Here is an 18,851-nt window from a genome sequence, read left to right as displayed (position 1 = left end):
GAGACCAAGATTATAGAGCAATCCTGCGCAATGTCAAACACCAATTTCCAAACCTGTCTAAAAAATCCGCTAGCGGCGTGCCCAATTAGTCAATCCTGGCGTTTCCAAGTACACTACGCCTGTCGTCAAGTCATATATATGCACCCGACGATTTTGCCAGGCCGGATTTCCTCTGAACACTGTCAATAACAACTACAGAAATACTTTTGAACCAAATTACCCACACCATTCCCAGCCGGGAGGAAATTCTCGGCATCTTCCGCAGCGCCGAGGCGCCGCTTGACCTGCTCGCAGTAGCGAAGTCGCTCAAAGTCGCGCCAGACGCACAAGCCGTGCTGTCGCGCCGGCTCAACGCCATGCAGCGCGACGGCCAGATCGTCTCCGACGACAGCGGTCACTTCTCGCTTGCCACCGAGACCGGCTTTGTCGCCGGCCGCGTCAGCAGCCACCGCGACGGCTTCGGCTTTGTCATCCCGGACGAGCCGGGCGAAGACCTGTTCCTGCCTGAAAAAGAGATGCAGAAAGTGCTGCATGGCGACCGCGTGCTGGCCAAGGTCATCGGCGTCGATCGCCGCGGCCGTCCCGAAGGCACGATCGTCGAAGTCGTCCAGCGCGCCAACACGCACGTCATCGGCCGCCTGCTCAACGAAAACGGCACCTGGATCGTCGCGCCGGAAGACCAGCGCATCGCCCAGGACATCCTGATCGAAGGCGCGATCGGCAAGGCCAAATCGGGGCAGGTCGTCAGCGTTGAGCTGACCGAGCAACCGATGCGCTTCAAGCAGCCGGTCGGCAAGATCGTTGAAGTGCTGGGCTCGCTTGACGATCCGGGCATGGAGATCGAAATCGCCGTGCGCAAGTTCGGCGTGCCGCACATCTTCTCGGACGCCGCGCTCAAGCAAGCCAACAAGCTGCCCGACGTCGTGCGCGACATCGACCTGGCCGACCGCGTCGACCTGCGCGACATCCCGCTGGTGACCATCGACGGCGAAGACGCGCGCGACTTCGACGACGCGGTCTACTGCGAGCCGGTCAAGATCGGCCGCGCCAACGCGTTCCGCCTGATCGTCGCCATTGCCGACGTCAGCCATTACGTCAAGCCGAACGACGCGCTCGACACCGACGCGCTCGAACGCAGCACCTCGGTCTACTTCCCGCGCCGCGTGATACCGATGCTGCCGGAAAAATTGTCCAACGGCCTGTGCTCGCTGAACCCGGCGGTCGACCGCTTGACCCTGGTGTGCGACGCCGTCATCACCGCCAAGGGCGAGATCAAGGCCTACCAGTTCTACCCGGCCGTGATCCACTCGGCCGCGCGGCTGACCTACAACGAAGTGGCCGATATCCTCGGCAACACCAAGGGACCGGAAGCGGCGCGCCGTCCAGGCATCGTGCCGCATCTGCTGAACCTGTACAACGTCTACCAGGCGTTGTTGAAGGCGCGCAGCGAACGCGGCGCGATCGACTTCGAGACCACGGAAACGTACATCGTCTGCAATCCGTCGGGCAAGATCGAAAAGATCATCCCGCGCACCCGCAACGAAGCGCACAAGCTGATCGAAGAATGCATGTTGACCGCCAACGTCTGCGCGGCCGACCTGCTGATCCGCAACAAGCATCCGGGCACCTATCGTATCCACGCCAGCCCGACCGCTGAAAAGCTCAAGCAGGTGCGTACCTTCCTCAAGCAGGTGAACCTGAACCTGAACGGCGGCGACAAGCCGACCGCCGGCGATTACGCCGAGCTGATGCGTCAGGTCAAGGAGCGTCCGGACGCGTCGCTGCTGCAAACCATGCTGCTGCGCTCAATGCAACAGGCGGTCTACTCGCCCGACAACATCGGCCACTTCGGCCTGGCGTACGAGGCGTACGCCCACTTCACCAGCCCGATCCGCCGCTATCCGGACTTGCTGACGCACCGCGCCATCAAAGCCATCCTGCTGGGTAAGAAGTACGAGCCGAAAATCCCGTCGACCAGCGTGCTCAACACCAACGTCTCGAACGCCACGCGCAAGCAGCAGGCCAAGGACAAGGCCGACGGTAAAGAGAAAAAAGCCGCCGTCGACCTGACCGTGTGGGATGCGCTGGGCGTGCACTGCTCGGCCAACGAACGCCGCGCCGACGAAGCGTCGCGCGACGTCGAAGCCTGGCTGAAGTGCTACTTCATGCAGGACAAACTGGGCGAGGAATTCACCGGCATCATCACCGGCGTGACCAGCTTCGGCATCTTCGTGCAGCTGGACCAGTTGTTCGTCGAAGGCATGGTGCACATCACCGACCTCGGCACCGACTACTTCCAGTACGACGACGCCCGCCACGAACTGCGCGGCGACCGCACCGGCAAGCGTTTCCAGCTGACCGACAAGGTCGACGTGCAAGTGGTCCGTGTCGATCTGGAATCGCGCAAGATCGATCTGCGCCTGGCCGGGGTCGACGCGCCGCCGCCACGTCCGGAGAAATCGTCCAAGGACAAGGATCGCAAGGGCAACATCAAGCCGGGCCCGACGACGTCGCAACGCCACGAGGTCAAGACCACTGCACCGAAATCGGCGCAGTCGGCCCAGCCGTCAGGGCAGGCGGGCGACAAGCCATCGTCGCGCTCGCGTGGCGGACGCGGCAAAACCAATGCCGCGGCGAGTGCCGCGGTAGCACCCCGAGCAGCGAAGCCTGCCTCAAAAAGTAAGAAGAAGCGATAAATAATGAAGAACAAAATGATTTTTGGTTTCCATGCGGTGACCTCGCGTTTGCGTCATGAGGCCTCATCCGTGGAAGAGATTTTCATCGACGCCACGCGCGACGACCGCCGCATGAAGGATCTGGTCGCCAACGCCAAGGCGGCCGGCGTGCGCGTCATGCCGGTCGACTCGGGCCGGCTCGACAAGATCGTCGGCACCCGCCGCCACCAGGGCGTGATCGCCTTCGCCTCGCAGCTGGCGCTGGCGCGCAATCTCGATGAACTGCTCGACGCCATCGAAGGCCCGCCGCTGCTGCTGGTACTCGACGGCATCACCGATCCGCACAACCTGGGCGCCTGCCTGCGCGTGGCCGACGGTGTCGGCGCCCACGCGGTGATCGTGCCGAAGGACCGCGCCGTCGGTCTGAACGCCACGGCAGCCAAGGTCGCCAGCGGCGCGGCAGAGACCGTGCCTTACATCACCGTCACCAATCTGGCGCGCACCTTGCGCGACCTGAAGGACCGCGACATCTGGCTGATCGGCACGTCCGACGACGGCGAAAAAGGTTTGTACGAAGCCGACTTCACCGGCCCGACCGCGCTGGTCATGGGTTCGGAAGGCGAGGGCATGCGTCGCCTGACGCGCGAGACCTGCGACATGCTGGTCAGCATCCCGATGTTCGGTTCGGTTGAAAGTTTGAACGTCTCGGTCGCCTCCGGCGTCTGTCTGTACGAGGCGCGCCGCCAGCGCCTTGCCAGGGAAGCTTAACCAGCATCCCGGCAAAGCAGTTCCGGCGGCTCACTTCGAGGGCCGCCGCTGTTTTCATCCGCTCCCTCCCTCCAAGTCTGCCGCTTCTTAGCAACCACCAACCGGATGCGCTACCATGGGCCTTTCGGTTGTCATTATGTACAGCTATGTTCAAGCACCTGCGACAAGACATTAACAGCATCATCGAACGCGACCCCGCCGCCCGCAACACCTGGGAGGTGCTTACTTGCTATCCCGGCCTGCAGGCGATCGTCATGCACCGCTGGGCCAGCTGGTGCTGGTGGCATGGCATGAAGTGGCTCGGCCGCTTCATCTCCTACCTGGCCCGCATCATCACCGGGATTGAAATCCATCCGGGCGCGACCATTGGAAGGCGCGTGTTCATCGACCATGGCTTTGGCGTGGTCATCGGCGAGACGGCGGAAGTGGGGGACGACTGCACCATCTATCAGGGCGTGACGTTGGGCGGCACCTCGCTGCACACCGGCAGCAAGCGCCACCCGACGTTGGCGCGCGGCGTCATCGTCGGCGCCGGCGCCAAGGTGCTGGGCGGCTTCACGGTGGGCGAATACGCCAAGGTCGGTTCGAACGCCGTGCTGCTCAAGCCGGTGCCGGCGGGCGCCACGGCGGTCGGCAATCCGGCGCACATCGTGCGGAAGGAAGCGGCCGCGCCGGTCAGCGCCACCGCGCATTTATTCTCGGCCTACGGCGTCACGCCGAACGGCGACGACCCGCTGTCGAAAGCGCTGCACGGGCTGATCAACCACGCCGTCCAGCAAGAAGAGCAGATCGAGCGCATCCTGGCAGCGCTGAAGGCGGCGGGGTTGCCCTGTCAGGGAGTAGCCGAATGTGATAAATTGAATTCCGAACATTTAAACAAGCTTGTCGAATAAGGATCATGGACATGGAATCACCCGCAGGCGCAGAAATACTGGACCCGTTTGAAATCCGCGTGCTGGCGGTGCTGGCTGAAAAGGAAGCGCTCACGCCGGACAATTATCCGTTGTCGCTGAACGCGCTGGTCAACGGCTGCAACCAGTTGTCGAGCCGCGATCCGGTGATGTCGATCTCGGAAGAGACGGTGTCCGAGGTATTGCAGCGGCTGATGCAGCGCAAATTCGTCAACGGCATCACGCAGGCCGGCGCGCGGGTGACCAAATACGAGCATCGCATGCGCATCAAATGGTCGCTGGAGCAGGACAAGCTGGCGGTGTTGACGATATTGATGCTGCGCGGGTTGCAAACGGCGGGCGAGATCCGCACGCGCACCGGGCGCTTGCATGACTTCAAATCGGTGGCCGACGTCGAAAACGCGCTGCAATTCCTGATCGACAAATATCCGCCACTGGTCTCGAAGCTCGCCCTCGCGCCCGGCACGAAAGAGCCGCGCTACGGCCAGTTGCTGGGTGGCGAAGACGCACTGGCGCGTGAAGAAACGGCGGCAGGGCTGGGCGGTTCGGTCAGCTCGGCATCGTCGGGCGGCCGGGTCGCTTCGCTTGAGCAGGAAGTGCAGCAACTGCGGCGCGACTTCGACGACCTCAGCGCGCAGTTCGCCGAATTCCGCAAGCAGTTCGAATAACCTCTATAGCCCCGGGGTCAAGTCTGTCATTCGGACACGGGCTCAACCTTAACGCTGCGAGACGGCTGGCCTCGTGTCCGAATGACAGACTTGACCCCGGAAGTTGGTCGCTTCGCTTGAGCAGGAAGTGCAGCAGCTGCGGCGCGACTTCGACGACCTCAGCGCGCAGTTCGCCGAATTCCGCAAGCAGTTCGAATAACCTCTATAGCCCCGGGGTCAAGTCTGTCATTTGGACACGGGCTCAACCTTAACGCTGCGAGACGGCTGGCCTCGTGTCCGAATGACAGACTTGACCCCGGAAGTTGATGGGCTCAGGATTGTGAGTGCCCGCCGTAGTTCAGCCTTCCTCGCGGCGGCGGCGCATCCAGATGGCGACCGTGATCATGGCGACGCCGGCGGCGACACCGATCCACACATTGGCGTTGCCTAACGTCGCCCACGATTCGCCGAAGATCTGCGGTACCGGCAACCGATGCTGCACGTTCTGCGTCACGACGCGGGCGTCATCGAACAGCAGCCACGCGCCCGGCACCACGCTGAGCAACAGCCGGCAGACGATATTGCTGACGAACCAGGTCGAGTTAATGCCGAGATGCATAATCTTCTCGGCCCACAGCAACAGCAGCGCCGTCACCAGCGGCGTGCCCACCGCCCACAGGAATACCTTGGAGCGCGCCATGCTCGACACCATCAGCAACCAACCGACCGTCGGCAACGCCCACAGCACGTACAAGGGCAGCAGTCCGAGCATGCGCAGCGGCGTCAGGTAGAAGTCAGGCGTGAGGAACAGTTCGCCGAACACGTTGGTGCCGTGCGTGAGCAACAGTAGGGCGCCGATGAACAGGACCAGCAGCGACAGCACGAAGCCGATGCCTAGCGTGATCAGCGGCGCCACAACGGCAGCCAGTACGACCTTCGACAACACCGTCATCGTGTCCGAGACCGGCAGCGATTTCCAGAACAGCAGACTGCGGTCGCGGCGCTCGTCGTGCAGCGCGCCAAGGCAATAGAAGAACACCAGGAAGCCGAGCACCAGCAGCACCGGCGCGGACGCGGCCATGTAAGCCTGCGCCATCGTTTCGACCACTTGCGTGCGCACCTTGCCCTCCAGCGTGACGGACAGGATCTGCGATGGCGAACCGTCGCCGTTGATGCTGATGTTCTTGTCGAACGTGGCGGCGACCAGCGCCATCACCGCGACCAGCGTGGCGATCACGGCGGGCGCCCACACTAGCATGCCCTTGTGTTCCCACATCTCGCGCTTGATCAGCCATTTCATGGTTTTCATGCGTAGGTTCCTTTCATGGTGGCGACGAACAGATCGGCGACGCTGGGCGTGCGCAGTTCGCCAAAGTTCGCCAGCTGCTCGCGCGATACACCGTCGAACAGCATGATGGACTTGCCGAACACGGTACGCTGCGTCATCGGCCGCAGCGCGTTGGCGGCGGCGATGAACGGCGGCTCGACCATCACTTCCGTGAAGCGCTCGCCGACTTCGTCCATCGTCGCGGCCAGCGAGATTTTGCCGTCCTGGATGAACATCAGGTCGGTCAGGATGTGCTCGACCTCCTCGATCTGGTGCGTCGTGATGACGATGGTTTTGTTTTCGTCGAAATAGTCCTCCAGCAAATTCTGATAGAACTGCTTGCGGTACAGAATATCCAGACCCAGCGTCGGCTCGTCGAGCACCAGCAGCTTGGCGTCGATGGCCATGACCAGCGCCAGGTGCAGCTGCACCACCATGCCCTTGGACATGGCCTTGACCTTCATCTGCGGATTCAGCTTGGTGATCGCCAGATACTTCTCCGCCTTGCTGCGGTCGAAACGCGGATGCACGCCCTCAACGAAATCGATGGCATCCTTGACCTTGAGCCACTTCGGCAGGATGGCGACGTCGGCGATGAAGCACACGTCGTTCATCAGCGCGTCGCGCTGGGTGCGCGGGTCCATGCCAAGCACCGACAATTCGCCGTCGAACTGGGTCAGTCCCAGCAGGGCTTTGAGCGTGGTGGTCTTGCCCGAACCGTTGGGGCCGATCAAGCCGACGATGCGGCCCGCCTCGACCGTGAAGCTGACCCCGTCGAGCGCGGCTTGCTTGCCGTATCTCTTGCTGAGATTAGATGCGGTGATGATGGCGCTCATGCGGCACCTCCTGGCGCTGCCGGCTTGAGCAGCGACTCGAGTTCGAGGCCAAGCCGGCGGATGCGTTCGAGCATGGCCGGCCATTCCTCGCGCAGGAAACGTTCGCGTTCGCTGGCCAGCAGTTTTTCGGGAGCGCCGTCAGTAACATACATACCTAATCCCCTTCTTTTTTCGACCAGGGTGTCGTCCACGAGCTCCTGATAGGCGCGCAATACGGTGATCGGATTGAGTTGATAATCGGCGGCGACTTGCCTGACCGAGGGCAGGGCATCGCCCGGTTTGAGAATGCCATCGAGCATCATGCCGATGACCTTGTCCTTGAGCTGCCGGTAGATCGGCGCGTTGTCATTCCAGCCTATCGTGGACATACATGTGTACCCCTTGATGTGTGTTAATGAAGTGGTGTTGTAGTGAACTATAACAGTGATCGCGAGAAAAGCAAGCCCAAAAATTCATCTGGTGGTCGCTACCGCGTCGGCTAGCGCACTTTTTCCATCAATTCCAGAGCGTTGGGCAGGGCTGCGCCGGATGCGGTGTTATCGAAGATGCACCAACCCGGATGTTTTTTTAGATAATCTGCAACTTGATTCAGATATTTTTCTTCATACGGTGAGTAATAAATTCTCGGACTGCCGTGCAAACGCGCGTAGATCATGTCGGTGGTCGGCACGAAAACGCCTGCCTGGCCCGCTGGCGGGTCGGCGATGACGCGGGTCACGTCATGACGTTTCATCAGCTCCGTCGCATCGTCCCCGAACCAGCTGCCGTTCCGCGCCTCGCAGGCGAGGGCGCATGTGAAGCTTCCGTGCAGGCGCTCGAAAAACCCGTCGGCAACGTTTTTGTCGAACACAAGGCTGGGCGGCAGTTGCACGAGTATGCAGCCGAGTTTGTCGCCCAAGGTGCCTGCCTCCTCGGCGAACCTTGCCAATAAGTCATCGATGTCCGATAACTTCTGATAATGACTGATGCTTCGAGGTAACTTGACTGAAAAGCGGAAGGTGTCGGGCACACTTTCGGCCCAGCGTGCATAGGTCGAGGCCTGATGCGGCTTGTAGAAGGATGAGTTAATCTCGGCCGCGTTCAAGACCGTGGCGTAGCGTTGCAAATGGCTGCCTTCGCCCGGAAGCCTAGGTGCCGATTGTCGGTCGATACTCCAACCGGCGCAGCCAATACGTATATTTGAAATCGTCATTAATAACCTCGCTCATAAAAGAACACCCTGGTTCATTTTAAGGGTTATCCTGAATCGGTGGCGCGCCATTCGCCAGCATCGGCCAAGCCGGTTGACCAATCATCTCTGTGATTATTATCCGTTACTTGCAATTTGAAACTATAGAAATATATCTGATATATGAATTTTTTATTTCATTCGCCGGATAAGTAGAATACCGTACTTGACATATTAAATCGCACTACCATGGTGCATTCAAAAAAAGTGACAATAGGAAAGCATTGTTTAAAATCTGAATTGTTAAACAATGTTGGCGGAATCGAAAACTCCGTGCTATATTATTTTCACCGCTGAAGCCTTTGGTTGTCATCCTCCGCGCCGTTATCAACCACGATAGCGGTCGTGCTGAGATATTCCAATTTTCCATACGCCTGCGCAGGCGTCCGGGTAAATTGGTAGTGCTGCCCCGATAACCGCTTGTTTAAATCTCTTCCAATTCGATGACGTCGTGATCATCGGTGGATGCTGGCTGGCGTCTGTCTGACTAATCATAGTCATCCGTTTAAATCATTCATCAACATGGATATTGATTATGAATAAACTCAAGTACGATGTACCGGCCGCGATCGTGGTCTTCCTGGTGGCGCTGCCGCTGTGTCTGGGCATCGCCCTTGCCTCGGGCGCGCCGCTGTTCTCCGGCATCATCTCCGGCATTATCGGCGGCATTGTCGTTGGCATGATCAGCGGCTCGCAAACCAGCGTCAGTGGTCCGGCAGCCGGTCTGGCGGCCGTGGTACTAGCCTCCATCACCAAGCTGGGCACGTTCGAGATACTGCTGGTGGCGATATTGATCGCCGGGGTATTGCAGTTGGCTATGGGTATATTTCGGGCTGGCTTTATCGCCAACTACATTCCTTCGAATGTGATTAAAGGGCTGCTTGCGGCAATTGGTATTCTGTTGATCCTCAAGCAGATTCCGCATGCTATCGGATACGACAAAACCGACGTTGATAACTTCTCCTTTACGCAAGGGAATGGCGAGAATACTTTCTCGGCCATCCTCAATGCGCTGAATGTTATTACGCCCGGTGCGTTGATTATTTCGCTGCTATCGGTTCTGTTGCTGGTCTACTGGGATAAAACGCCGTTCAAGCGATTCAAACTGTTACCGGCGCCGTTGTTTGTGGTAGCGCTGGGCATCCTGTTGAATATCCTGTTCATTAATTATGTGCCGGCACTGGCAATCGAACAAACGCACCTGGTGGATATTCCTCCGATCGATACCAGTAATCTTGGCGCGTATCTGCATTTGCCGGAACTCAGCCATTTCGCCAATCGCGACGTCTGGTTCGTCGGCATTACCATCGCTATTGTCGCGTCGCTGGAGACATTGTTGAATGTCGAGGCGGTCGACAAGCTTGATCCCCACAAACGCGAGACGCCGCCCAACCGCGAGCTGGTGGCCCAGGGCGTCGGTAATATCTTTGCCGGCCTGCTGGGCGGGCTGCCGGTCACCTCCGTGATCGTGCGCAGCTCGGTGAACGTTCAATCGGGTAATAAAACCAAGGCCTCTGCCGTCCTGCATGGCGTATTCATGCTGGTCAGCGTTGCATTGCTGAGTCCGTTATTGAATCTGATTCCATTGTCCGCACTGGCCGCCATCCTCATTACGACCGGCTACAAATTGGCCAAAGTTTCGTTGTTCCGCGACATGTATCAAAAAGGCTGGTCGCAATTCGTTCCATTTGTGATTACCGTGCTGGCCATTGTTTTCACCGATTTGTTGATGGGCGTGCTGATCGGCCTGGCGGCGGGCGTGTTTTATCTTATGCGCAGCAACTTCCGCAATCCGTTCTCCATGGAGCAATATCGCCTGCACATCGGCGAGGTGATCAAGATGGAATTGCCCAATCAAGTGTCGTTCTTGAACAAGGCCACCATCAAAACCGCTCTTTGGGAAATTCCCGACGGCTCAAAAGTGTTGATCAACGCCAGCAATGCCGATTTTATCGATAATGACGTTTTGGAAACTATCGAGGACTACCGCGTGGTCGCCGCCGAACGCGATGTACAGCTCAACATCATCGGTTTGCGTGACAAATATGCGTTGAAAGATCCGATCCAGTTCGTGCCCGTGCTGGACCAGGAAACCCAGAAAAAGCTGCGTCCGCATGAAGTGCTGCAACTGCTGCGGGACGGCAATGAGCGCTTCAAGGCCGGCCGCTGCTTCGAAAAGTATTACGTGCACCAGGCAGACGCGACGGCCTCCGGCCAGCATCCGATGGCGGTGGTGGTGAACTGCATCGATTCCCGGACTTCGCCGGAGATCATTTTCGATGCCGGCATCGGGGATTTGCTGACGATTCGTATCGCCGGCAATGTCATCAGCCGTGAAATCATCGGCAGCCTGGAGATCGCGCACAAACTGGGCGCCAAGCTGATCGTCGTCAAGGGCCACTCGTCTTGCGGCGCCATCGGTCTGGCGATGGCCAACGAGCATGCGCACAGCATCGGCGCGATCACCGGCAAGATCCAGATGGCGATCCACCAGTGCTCGGGAACGCAGGCGGAGGCGGGCAGCAAAGAACTGCGCGACCAGATCGCCCGCCAGAACATCGAAAACTCCCTGGCGGAAGTGATCAACGGCAGCGAATACCTGCGCGGTTGCATTCAGCGTGGCGAGATGGGCCTGGTTGGCGCCTACCACGATATCGCGTCCAGAACCGTGCAATTCGGCGAACTGGTCACGGGCGACACCGTACAGCGCTACCGGTCGTCCGATAGCGATCTCGCTGCCTGAGCCGGGAGTTCGCAGGTCGGTCATAATGTCGTCGAGTTCACCTCGAAAAGGACAATATGATCGACCTTAAACGCGTTCTCAAGTTTGCCTTCCCGTTGCTGGCGGCGACATTGCTGCTGGCCGCCTGCGCCTCCCTGATCGGCCCGCGCGAGGTCGATCTGCCCCAAGAGCGCCTGCAACACAATCTCGACCGAAAATTCCCGATGCGCCAGCGCGTGCTGGGCGTGTTCGAGGTCGAACTGAGCCATCCCCAACTGGCCATTCTGGCCGAAAACAACCGTGTCGCGCTGACCGTCGACCTGAACGTGACGCCGCTGCTGGCGCGCCAGTCGTGGCGCGGCAACATGACGGTGTCGGGCCGGCTCAATGTGGACAGCGTGCGCAACACCGTCTACCTCAGCGAGGCACACGTCGATCGCTTCGCCATGGATAACTTGGACGAAGGAAAACAGGTGCAGCTCGCGAGTGTGGCAAACTTGTTGGGGGACAATGTCGTCAAGGATATCGCCGTGCACACTTTCGATCCGAAGGAGTTGCGATATGCAGGTGTGCAGTTCGTCTTGACCGGCATTAGCACGCGTCCGGGCGGGCTGGTCGCGAACTTGCGGCCGGCTGAGCAATCGCGCTAGCGTCGCGTTTCTTAGCGGGTAAGATGTCAACTCCATGACTCGAGGACGCCCAGCATGCAGGAAAAGATCGCCACCGATATTGCCGCCATCCAGTCGATCGCGGCCGTGCCGACGATATTGGAAACCGTTGCGGCGCTAACGGGTTTGCGTTTCGTTTGCGTGGCGCGGGTGACCGCCGATTCCTGGACCACCTGCGCGGTGCTCGACAAGCTCGACTTCGGTTTGAACGTGGGCGACGGGCTTGACGTCACCACCACCATTTGCGAAGAAGTGCGCGACACCCGCCACCCGGTCGTAATCGACCACGTGGCGCGGGACGAGCGCTACCGCGACCATCACACGCCGCGCATGTACGGATTCCAGAGTTATTTTTCGATTCCGCTGTTCCGTCCGGACGGCGAGTACTTTGGCACGCTGTGCGGGCTCGATCCCGTGCCCAACGAGTTGTCGGCGCCCAAAGTGCGCCAGACCTTGCAGCTGTTTGCCCAGCTTATTTCGACCCAGCTTGAAAGCGAGCGCGAGCTGGCCGAAACGCGCACGGCGCTGCTGGACGAGCAGGCCAGCGCCGAACTGCGCGAGCAGTTCATCGCCGTGCTGGGCCACGACTTGCGCACGCCGCTCAGTTCCATCGTCACCGGCGCCGATGTACTGAACATGCTCGCGCTGCCGCCCCAGGCGGTCAAAGTGGTCGACCGCATCCGCCGCAGCGCGATGCGGATCGCCGGCCTGGTCGACGATGTGGTCGACTTTACGCGCGGGCGCATGGGCGGCGGCATCGCCATCGAGCTCAAACTGGAGAGCAACCTGAAAGCGGCCTTCGAGCAAGTCATCGCGGAGTTGCGCGGCGACTACCCGGATCGCGAGATTGTCGTCCAGTTATCGCTCGGCGGGCCGCTGCTGGTCGATGCGGGGCGCATGGCGCAGCTGCTGTCCAACCTGCTCAAGAACGCGCTGGTGCACGGCGACGGCAAGCGTCCGGTGCGGGTGCACGTTACGCAGCAGGGCGGGGCGCTGGAAATCATCGTCGCCAACGACGGTCCGGCCATCCCCGAGGATACCGTCAGCCAGCTGTTCAAGCCTTTCTGGCGCGGAAAGCCGGTTTTCGGGCAAAAAGGACTCGGATTGGGATTGTTCATCGTGTCGGAGATCGCGCTATCGCACAATGGTGAGCTCGATGTTGTCTCCACCGATGATGCGACCTCGTTTGTTTTCAGGATGAAGGACCCGGTTCACGCCGGCTGACCGCAATTCGCGCCGTCGGGCTGCATTTCGTCGCATCGTCACGTTTCATGGCTGGGCCGCAGGCATAGTGGGGGCAATTCAACCCACCCTGCGGAGCACGCCATGATTCAGCAAATTATTTCCCACACCCCCCTCTACGTTTGGGCCTTGCTGGCCTTTCTGGTCTATCGCGGCGTACTGGCCGCCAGCGACCGGGAAGTTTCCTTGCGAAAACTGTTCATCATTCCGGCCGTCATGCTGGTGTTGTCGCTTGTCAGCATCAAGGGCCAAGGCGTGCTCGGCGCGGGTGTGTGGCTGACTGGCATGCTGGTCACTGTTTTGGTTATCTGGACGACGGACAAAGGCGAGATTTCGGTCGATCGGGCCGCCGGCACCGTCCTGCAGCGCGGCAGCTGGACGCCGCTGGTGCTGATGATCGCCATTTTTGCCACCAAGTACACGGTTGCGGTGATGTCGGCGATGCATCCCGAGTTGCAGAGCCAGATGCTGTTTGTCGTCGCAGTGAGCGGCTTGTTCGGCGTGTTCAACGGCGTCTTCGTCGGCCGGTTGCTGCGTTATGTCGCCGCCTATGTGCGCCAGCCGGCCGCAGCCCTGGCTTAATTACGCCGATCCTTAAGCGGCCCCGGCCTGCCTTGTGGCCGGCGGCAAGAGCTTCTACAATGGGCCGCATCGATGACATTGTTGGGGCGGTCTATGTATATATTTGGTATCGGCATCCACGTGCTGGTGGCGATTTTCTTCGCCATCCACGTGATCCGCAGCGGGCAACAGATGTACTGGCTGATGATACTGTTCATGTTTCCAGGGATCGGCAGTGTGGTGTATTTCGTCGCGATCTATTTGCCGAACTCCAAGCTGCAGCACGGCGCGCGCAAGGTGGTGACGGTCGCCGCCAGGACGCTCGACCCGGGACGCGAGTTGCGCGAAGCAAGGCAAGCCTACGAGTACACGCCGACCGCGCAGAACCAGATGCGCCTGGCGAGCGCCTTGCTGGAGGCCGGCGACGCGGACGAGGCGGCAAAGACGTACGAAGCCTGTTTGCAGGGGCCGTTTTCGGGCGATCTGGAGATTCGGTTCGGCGCCGCGCGGGCGACGTTGGCGAGCGGCAGGGCGGGTGCGGCGGTGACGCATTTGCAAACCATTCGCGCCGCCAATGCCAATTTCAGGCCGGAGCAGGTGTCGTTGTTGCTGGCGCAGTCACTGGCGGCGGACGGCAGGCAGGATGAGGCGAGGGCGGAGTTCGATTACGCGCTGAGTCATCACAACAGCTTTACCACGCAGGCGGAGTGCGCCATTTGGGCTGCCGGCGTGGGCGATGCGGCCAAGGCCAACCAGCTCGATCAGGAATTGCAGCGCACGATACAGCGCTGGACCAGCCATACGCGGGATTTGAACCAGCCGTTGATACGGCGGTTGAACGCGGCGATGGCTGCGGTGCGGAATGCGTAGAGCGGATTAGCGTAGCGTAATCCGCCATGGGTATCTCTGTGATTAGTCGTCGACCTTAGCGCCGCTCAGGTCATGGCGTGTGATGACGCCGTTGGTGTCGATCGCGATCCAGCCGCCGCGTGGCGGCGTTGCGTCCGGCTCCCAGTCGGGCAGCACGTAGCGGCGCGTGGCGCCGACCTTGTGCAGGGCGGGGCGATGCGTGTGGCCGTGGATCATCACGTCCGTGCCCGTTTGCGCGAACACGTCGTCGATCGCTTGCGGCGTTACATCCATGATCTCGTACGATTTCGCGCCTTGATCGCTGCGGCTGCTTTCACGCATGCCGGCGATGATGGCCTTGCGCTGCGCCAGCGGCATCGACATGAATTGCGCCTGATACGCGGGCTGCCGCACCATCGCGCGGAATTCCATGTACTTCACATCCTCGGTGCATTGGGCGTCGCCGTGCAACAAGACCAGGCGCTGTCCGCCGATCTCGGCCACGTACGTTTCCGGCAGCAAGGTCAACCCGGCCGCCTCGGCAAAGCCGGCGCCGACCAGGAAATCGCGGTTGCCGCCTGACCAGTAGACACGCGTGCCGCCATCGCTCACGCTACGCAGCGCGGCAACGACTTGCTGATGGAAGGGATCGCTGATGTCGTCGTCGCCCGCCCAGAATTCGAACAGGTCACCAAGCACGTACAACTGTTGCGCGCGCCGCGCATGCCGCTCCAGGAAGTCGAAAAACGCCGCACTGGTGGCGGGATGCGCGGGCTGCAAATGCAGATCGGAGATGAACAGCGCGAGAACGTCGTTCACGCGCTCGCCGGTCTGGTGTTGGCTCATTGCGTCTCGCTGGTGAAAATTACGCGGCCAGCTCGATGCTTTCGATGATGACGTCTTCCGCCGGCACGTCGGCAAACATGCCGCTGCGGGTGGTTTTGACTTTCTTGATGGCGTCGACGACTTCGGTGCCTTCGGTGACTTTGCCGAACACGGCGTAGCCCCAGCCGTCCTGGCCTGGGTAGTCGAGGAAGGAGTTGCCCTTGACGTTGATGAAGAACTGCGCCGAGGCCGAGTGCGGCGCCGAGGTGCGGGCCATCGCCAGGGTGTACGGTTCGTTTTTCAGGCCGTTCTTGCCTTCGTTTTCCACGGTGGCGTCGGCTGGTTTTTGCTTCATGCCTGGCTCGAAACCGCCGCCCTGGATCATGAAACCGTCGATCACGCGGTGGAAGATGGTGTTGTTGTAGTGGCCGGCGTTCATGTAGGCCAGGAAGTTTTCCACGGATTTAGGGGCTTTTTCGTCGTTCAGTTCGACGGTCATTTTGCCCATGTTGGTGGTGATGATTACGTTGGTCATATTCTTATCCTGTATGGTAAATGAGTTATTTTGATGCCGCAGGCCGCTATTTTACAGTTTTGGCTGGATCGGGGTCTTCAAAATCGTGGCGGACTTGATCACCACCGGTATCACCGGGATGTTCTGGAAGATGCCTTTGTCGTCGACCAGCACGCCTTTGATCTTGTCGACCACTTCCTGGCCCTGGATGACTTTGCCGAACACGGTGTAGCCGAAGCCGTCGCGGCCCGGGTAGTTCAGCGCCTCGTTGTCGGCCACGTTAATGAAGAATTGCGAGGTGGCCGAGTTTGGATCGCCGGTGCGCGCCATCGCCAGCGAGTAGGTCACATTGGTCAGGCCGTTCTGCGATTCGATCGGCACCGGCTTGTTGACCCGTTTCTGCGTCAGCTTCTCGTCGAAGCCGCCGCCCTGGATCATGAAGCCGTCGATCACGCGGTGGAAGATGGTGCCTTTATAAAATCCGGATTTGACGTAGCCGAGGAAATTTTCCACCGACTTCGGCGCCTTTTCGCGGTCCAGTTCGACGACTATGTCGCCCATGGTGGTCTTGATTTCCACCTGCGGCGTCGGGCTGGCCGGCGCGGCGGCCTTGGCTGCCGGCCCCGCCGCCAGCGCGGCGCCGGACAGCGCGACACCCGCGAACATGGTCATGAGTTTGCCGAACAGCGATGTCTGCGATTTGTACATTCTTGCTTCCCCATTGAGATTTTTGTTAGTGACGATCGGCCCCACGAGCCAAAATCCTCAGTCATATCGGGCCAATCCGATTTTTATCAATGCTATACTTCTCCAATACATTCCATTCTACCCGCTGTCCGGTCGAATGAAATAAAGCAGCGAACTAATGAAATAACTATACCGAGGGTCTGTCAGTCTCCACGGCATGCGATTGAATATACGGTGCGCCCCGCTCGTTTGGCGCCGCGCCAGGTTCTCGTATTGCCCCGGGGGCGGCACGCGCTTATAAAAAAGAATACCCAAGAGTCCGATGAGCAATTTAAAGATTTACAACACGCTGGCGCGTGACAAGCAGACATTCGTTCCCATGGAAGCCGGCAAGGTCCGCATGTATGTCTGCGGCATGACCATCTACGATTACTGCCACATCGGCCACGCCCGCATGATGATGGCGTTCGACGTCATGTACCGCTGGTTGATGGCCTCCGGCTACGAGGTCACGTACGCCCGCAACATCACCGACATCGACGACAAGATCATCAAGCGCGCGGTGGAAAACGGCGAGACGATCTCGCAGCTGACCACCCGTTTCACCCGCTACATGGACGAGGACACCGGCGCGCTGGGCATTTTGCCGCCCACGCTGGTGCCGCGCGCCACCGAATACGTGCCGCAAATGCTGGCGCTGATCGAGACGCTGGAAAGCAAGGACCTGGCGTACCAGGGCACCGACGGCGACGTCAATTACGCGGTGCGCAATTTCCCCAATTACGGCCGTCTGTCGGGCAAGTCGTTGGACGACCTGCGCGCCGGCGAGCGCGTCGATGTCAACACCGGCAAGCGCGATCCGCTCGACTTCGTGCTGTGGAAGGCGTCCAAGGAATCGGAGCCGGACGAAGTCAAATGGGATTCGAAGTGGGGCAAGGGCCGTCCGGGTTGGCATATCGAGTGCTCCGCGATGTGCTCGGCGCTTTTGGGCGAACAGTTCGACATCCACGGCGGCGGCGCCGACCTGCAGTTCCCGCACCACGAGAATGAGATCGCCCAGTCCGAAGGCGCGTTCGGCCACGCCATGGTCAACTACTGGGTGCACAACGGCTTTGTCCGCGTCGACAATGAAAAGATGTCCAAATCGCTGGGCAACTTCTTCACGATCCGCGACGTGCTGAAAAAATACGATGCCGAAGTGATCCGCTTCTTCATCCTGCGCGCCCATTACCGCAGCCCGCTCAATTACTCGGACGCGCATCTTGACGATGCCCGCGTCGCTTTGACGCGCCTGTACACCGCGCTTGACGGCGTGGAGACCGACGGTGTGGCCCTGGATTGGCAAGAGCCGCACGCCGCGCGCTTCGCCGAGGCCATGGACGACGACTTCAACACGCCGGTGGCGCTGGCCGTACTGTTCGACCTGGCCAGCGAACTGAATAAATCGAAATCGCCGGCCGTGGCGCGTCAGCTCAAGGGTCTGGCCGACATCATCGGCTTGCTGGCCCGCACGCCGCAGCAATTCCGCCAGGCCGCCGTCGGCGAGGCGGACACCAGCGGCGACGCTGCCATCGCCGCCGCGATCGCCCAGCGCATCGAAGCGAAAAAGGCGCGCAACTTCGCCGAATCGGACAAGATCCGCGCGGACCTGCTGGCCGCCGGCGTCATCCTCGAAGACAAGCCTGACGGCACCACCAACTGGCGCCGCGCATAATGGTCACCGCCAAGGATAACGAGGGCGCAGCCGGCCCGGTATCGGCCGTTCCGCCGTACTGGGAAGAGGCCAAGATCGAGCTCATGAAGCGTGACCGCATCATGAAAAAGCTGATCCCGCAGTTTGGCGACCTGCATCTGGTCGGTCATGACGACCCCTTCACCACCTTGGCGCGTTCCATCGTCGGCCAGCAAGTGACGCCCAAAGTGGCCGACGCCGCCTGGCACAAGCTGCTGCTGGCCTGTCCAAAATGCACGCCCGCGCAGGTGATCAAGGCCGGCGCCGAGCAACTGTCGGCCTGCGGCCTGTCCAAGCGCAAGACCGAATACATCCTCGACCTGGCCGATCACTTCAAGAACAAGCGCGTCCACAGCGCCCAGTGGGGCCAGATGGACGACGAGGCCGTCATCGCCGAACTGGTGCAGATACGCGGCATCGGCCGCTGGACGGCCGAGATGTTCCTGATCTTTAACCTGCTGCGTCCGAACGTGCTGCCGCTGGACGACCCCGGTCTGATCCAGGGCATCAGCCAAAATTATTTCTCGGGCGAACCTGTCTCGCGCAGCGACGCGCGCGAGGTTTCCGCCAATTGGGAGCCGTGGCGAACCGTCGCGACATGGTACTTATGGCGTAGTTTGGACCCGGTTGCTGTAGAATAATCACTCTAATCGCTGCGC

General features: G+C 60.2%; 18 protein-coding genes. 11 read left to right on the top strand and 7 right to left on the bottom strand.

Annotated elements, in window-relative coordinates; translation table 11 throughout:
- The first annotated feature begins 206 nt into the window (after positions 1–206).
- The 4 genes from rnr to ACZ0BA_RS12445 all read left to right on the top strand — a co-directional run bounded on the left by rnr (position 207) and on the right by ACZ0BA_RS12445 (position 5,022).
- Positions 207–2,696, top strand: coding sequence for a ribonuclease R (gene rnr / locus ACZ0BA_RS12460; RefSeq protein WP_463451588.1), 2,490 nt, complete (start codon positions 207–209; stop codon positions 2,694–2,696).
- Positions 2,697–2,699: 3 nt separating this feature from the next.
- The gene (gene rlmB / locus ACZ0BA_RS12455) at positions 2,700–3,443 is read left to right on the top strand and encodes a 23S rRNA (guanosine(2251)-2'-O)-methyltransferase RlmB (protein WP_090321017.1); all 744 of its coding nucleotides are present in this window, start codon (positions 2,700–2,702) and stop codon (positions 3,441–3,443) included.
- 146 nt (positions 3,444–3,589) lie between these two features.
- Complete coding sequence (cysE, locus tag ACZ0BA_RS12450) at positions 3,590–4,336, top strand: serine O-acetyltransferase (RefSeq protein ID WP_463451587.1); 747 nt, start codon at positions 3,590–3,592, stop codon at positions 4,334–4,336.
- 11 nt (positions 4,337–4,347) lie between these two features.
- Positions 4,348–5,022, top strand: coding sequence for a YceH family protein (locus ACZ0BA_RS12445; RefSeq protein WP_463451586.1), 675 nt, complete (start codon positions 4,348–4,350; stop codon positions 5,020–5,022).
- A gap of 337 nt (positions 5,023–5,359) precedes the next feature.
- On the opposite strand, the gene ACZ0BA_RS12440 is transcribed toward ACZ0BA_RS12445, so the two are convergent.
- The 4 genes from ACZ0BA_RS12440 to ACZ0BA_RS12425 form a co-directional block, all read right to left on the bottom strand.
- Entirely contained in the window at positions 5,360–6,310 is a 951-nt protein-coding gene (locus ACZ0BA_RS12440; RefSeq protein WP_463451585.1) for a hypothetical protein, read from the bottom strand.
- Complete coding sequence (locus ACZ0BA_RS12435) at positions 6,307–7,164, bottom strand: ABC transporter ATP-binding protein (protein ID WP_463451584.1); 858 nt, start codon at positions 7,162–7,164, stop codon at positions 6,307–6,309. Before ACZ0BA_RS12435 ends, ACZ0BA_RS12440 begins: the two co-directional genes overlap by 4 nt.
- Positions 7,161–7,532, bottom strand: a complete 372-nt coding sequence (locus tag ACZ0BA_RS12430; protein WP_463451583.1) for a GntR family transcriptional regulator — start codon at positions 7,530–7,532, stop codon at positions 7,161–7,163. The genes ACZ0BA_RS12435 and ACZ0BA_RS12430 overlap by 4 nt, the downstream gene beginning before the upstream one ends.
- A gap of 110 nt (positions 7,533–7,642) precedes the next feature.
- On the bottom strand, positions 7,643–8,356 hold the full coding sequence (locus ACZ0BA_RS12425; protein WP_463451582.1) for a DUF72 domain-containing protein: 714 nt from the start codon (positions 8,354–8,356) through the stop codon (positions 7,643–7,645).
- Positions 8,357–8,927: 571 nt separating this feature from the next.
- On the opposite strand from ACZ0BA_RS12425, the gene ACZ0BA_RS12420 reads away from it, so the two are divergent.
- From ACZ0BA_RS12420 to ACZ0BA_RS12400, 5 genes are all read left to right on the top strand, one after another.
- Positions 8,928–11,135 (top strand): bifunctional SulP family inorganic anion transporter/carbonic anhydrase, encoded by a 2,208-nt coding sequence (locus ACZ0BA_RS12420; protein WP_463451581.1) that lies wholly within the window; start codon positions 8,928–8,930, stop codon positions 11,133–11,135.
- Positions 11,136–11,191: 56 nt separating this feature from the next.
- On the top strand, positions 11,192–11,764 hold the full coding sequence (locus ACZ0BA_RS12415) for a YceB family lipoprotein (RefSeq protein WP_463451580.1): 573 nt from the start codon (positions 11,192–11,194) through the stop codon (positions 11,762–11,764).
- Positions 11,765–11,818: 54 nt separating this feature from the next.
- Positions 11,819–13,006 (top strand): GAF domain-containing sensor histidine kinase, encoded by a 1,188-nt coding sequence (locus ACZ0BA_RS12410; RefSeq protein WP_463451579.1) that lies wholly within the window; start codon positions 11,819–11,821, stop codon positions 13,004–13,006.
- 102 nt (positions 13,007–13,108) lie between these two features.
- Positions 13,109–13,606, top strand: a complete 498-nt coding sequence (locus ACZ0BA_RS12405) for a DUF6622 family protein (protein WP_463451578.1) — start codon at positions 13,109–13,111, stop codon at positions 13,604–13,606.
- Positions 13,607–13,699: 93 nt separating this feature from the next.
- Positions 13,700–14,455 (top strand): tetratricopeptide repeat protein, encoded by a 756-nt coding sequence (locus tag ACZ0BA_RS12400; protein WP_463451577.1) that lies wholly within the window; start codon positions 13,700–13,702, stop codon positions 14,453–14,455.
- A gap of 42 nt (positions 14,456–14,497) precedes the next feature.
- Here ACZ0BA_RS12400 and ACZ0BA_RS12395 read toward each other — a convergent pair whose 3' ends face one another.
- The 3 genes from ACZ0BA_RS12395 to ACZ0BA_RS12385 are packed head-to-tail and all read right to left on the bottom strand — an operon-like array spanning position 14,498 to position 16,481.
- Entirely contained in the window at positions 14,498–15,280 is a 783-nt protein-coding gene (locus ACZ0BA_RS12395; RefSeq protein WP_463451576.1) for a UDP-2,3-diacylglucosamine diphosphatase, read from the bottom strand.
- Positions 15,281–15,299: 19 nt separating this feature from the next.
- On the bottom strand, positions 15,300–15,794 hold the full coding sequence (locus tag ACZ0BA_RS12390; protein ID WP_090321049.1) for a peptidylprolyl isomerase: 495 nt from the start codon (positions 15,792–15,794) through the stop codon (positions 15,300–15,302).
- A 51-nt stretch (positions 15,795–15,845) separates the two neighbouring features.
- Positions 15,846–16,481, bottom strand: a complete 636-nt coding sequence (locus ACZ0BA_RS12385) for a peptidylprolyl isomerase (RefSeq protein WP_463451575.1) — start codon at positions 16,479–16,481, stop codon at positions 15,846–15,848.
- A gap of 301 nt (positions 16,482–16,782) precedes the next feature.
- On the opposite strand from ACZ0BA_RS12385, the gene cysS reads away from it, so the two are divergent.
- On the top strand, positions 16,783–18,174 hold the full coding sequence (cysS, locus tag ACZ0BA_RS12380; protein ID WP_463451574.1) for a cysteine--tRNA ligase: 1,392 nt from the start codon (positions 16,783–16,785) through the stop codon (positions 18,172–18,174).
- Positions 18,174–18,833: a DNA-3-methyladenine glycosylase family protein gene (locus tag ACZ0BA_RS12375; protein WP_463451573.1), complete on the top strand. Its 660-nt coding sequence runs from the start codon at positions 18,174–18,176 to the stop codon at positions 18,831–18,833. The genes cysS and ACZ0BA_RS12375 overlap by 1 nt, the downstream gene beginning before the upstream one ends.
- The last annotated feature ends 18 nt before the right edge of the window (positions 18,834–18,851 follow it).

Source organism: Duganella sp. AC917, assembly GCF_979258245.1.
Note: the sequence above shows the minus strand (reverse complement) of the source record. Positions and strands in the feature narration are given on the sequence as shown.

Excerpts from the sequence above, each read along its gene's own strand:
- ACZ0BA_RS12420 (WP_463451581.1), top strand. The coding sequence starts at position 8,928 with ATGAATAAACTCAAGTACGATGTACCGGCCGCGATCGTGGTCTTCCTG.
- ACZ0BA_RS12415 (WP_463451580.1), top strand. The coding sequence starts at position 11,192 with ATGATCGACCTTAAACGCGTTCTCAAGTTTGCCTTCCCGTTGCTGGCG.
- cysE (WP_463451587.1), top strand. The coding sequence starts at position 3,590 with ATGTTCAAGCACCTGCGACAAGACATTAACAGCATCATCGAACGCGAC.
- ACZ0BA_RS12390 (WP_090321049.1), bottom strand. The coding sequence starts at position 15,794 with ATGACCAACGTAATCATCACCACCAACATGGGCAAAATGACCGTCGAA.
- ACZ0BA_RS12425 (WP_463451582.1), bottom strand. The coding sequence starts at position 8,356 with ATGACGATTTCAAATATACGTATTGGCTGCGCCGGTTGGAGTATCGAC.
- ACZ0BA_RS12410 (WP_463451579.1), top strand. The coding sequence starts at position 11,819 with ATGCAGGAAAAGATCGCCACCGATATTGCCGCCATCCAGTCGATCGCG.
- ACZ0BA_RS12430 (WP_463451583.1), bottom strand. The coding sequence starts at position 7,532 with ATGTCCACGATAGGCTGGAATGACAACGCGCCGATCTACCGGCAGCTC.
- ACZ0BA_RS12375 (WP_463451573.1), top strand. The coding sequence starts at position 18,174 with ATGGTCACCGCCAAGGATAACGAGGGCGCAGCCGGCCCGGTATCGGCC.
- rlmB (WP_090321017.1), top strand. The coding sequence starts at position 2,700 with ATGAAGAACAAAATGATTTTTGGTTTCCATGCGGTGACCTCGCGTTTG.
- ACZ0BA_RS12385 (WP_463451575.1), bottom strand. The coding sequence starts at position 16,481 with ATGTACAAATCGCAGACATCGCTGTTCGGCAAACTCATGACCATGTTC.
- ACZ0BA_RS12400 (WP_463451577.1), top strand. The coding sequence starts at position 13,700 with ATGTATATATTTGGTATCGGCATCCACGTGCTGGTGGCGATTTTCTTC.
- ACZ0BA_RS12445 (WP_463451586.1), top strand. The coding sequence starts at position 4,348 with ATGGAATCACCCGCAGGCGCAGAAATACTGGACCCGTTTGAAATCCGC.
- cysS (WP_463451574.1), top strand. The coding sequence starts at position 16,783 with ATGAGCAATTTAAAGATTTACAACACGCTGGCGCGTGACAAGCAGACA.
- ACZ0BA_RS12395 (WP_463451576.1), bottom strand. The coding sequence starts at position 15,280 with ATGAGCCAACACCAGACCGGCGAGCGCGTGAACGACGTTCTCGCGCTG.
- ACZ0BA_RS12405 (WP_463451578.1), top strand. The coding sequence starts at position 13,109 with ATGATTCAGCAAATTATTTCCCACACCCCCCTCTACGTTTGGGCCTTG.
- ACZ0BA_RS12435 (WP_463451584.1), bottom strand. The coding sequence starts at position 7,164 with ATGAGCGCCATCATCACCGCATCTAATCTCAGCAAGAGATACGGCAAG.
- ACZ0BA_RS12440 (WP_463451585.1), bottom strand. The coding sequence starts at position 6,310 with ATGAAAACCATGAAATGGCTGATCAAGCGCGAGATGTGGGAACACAAG.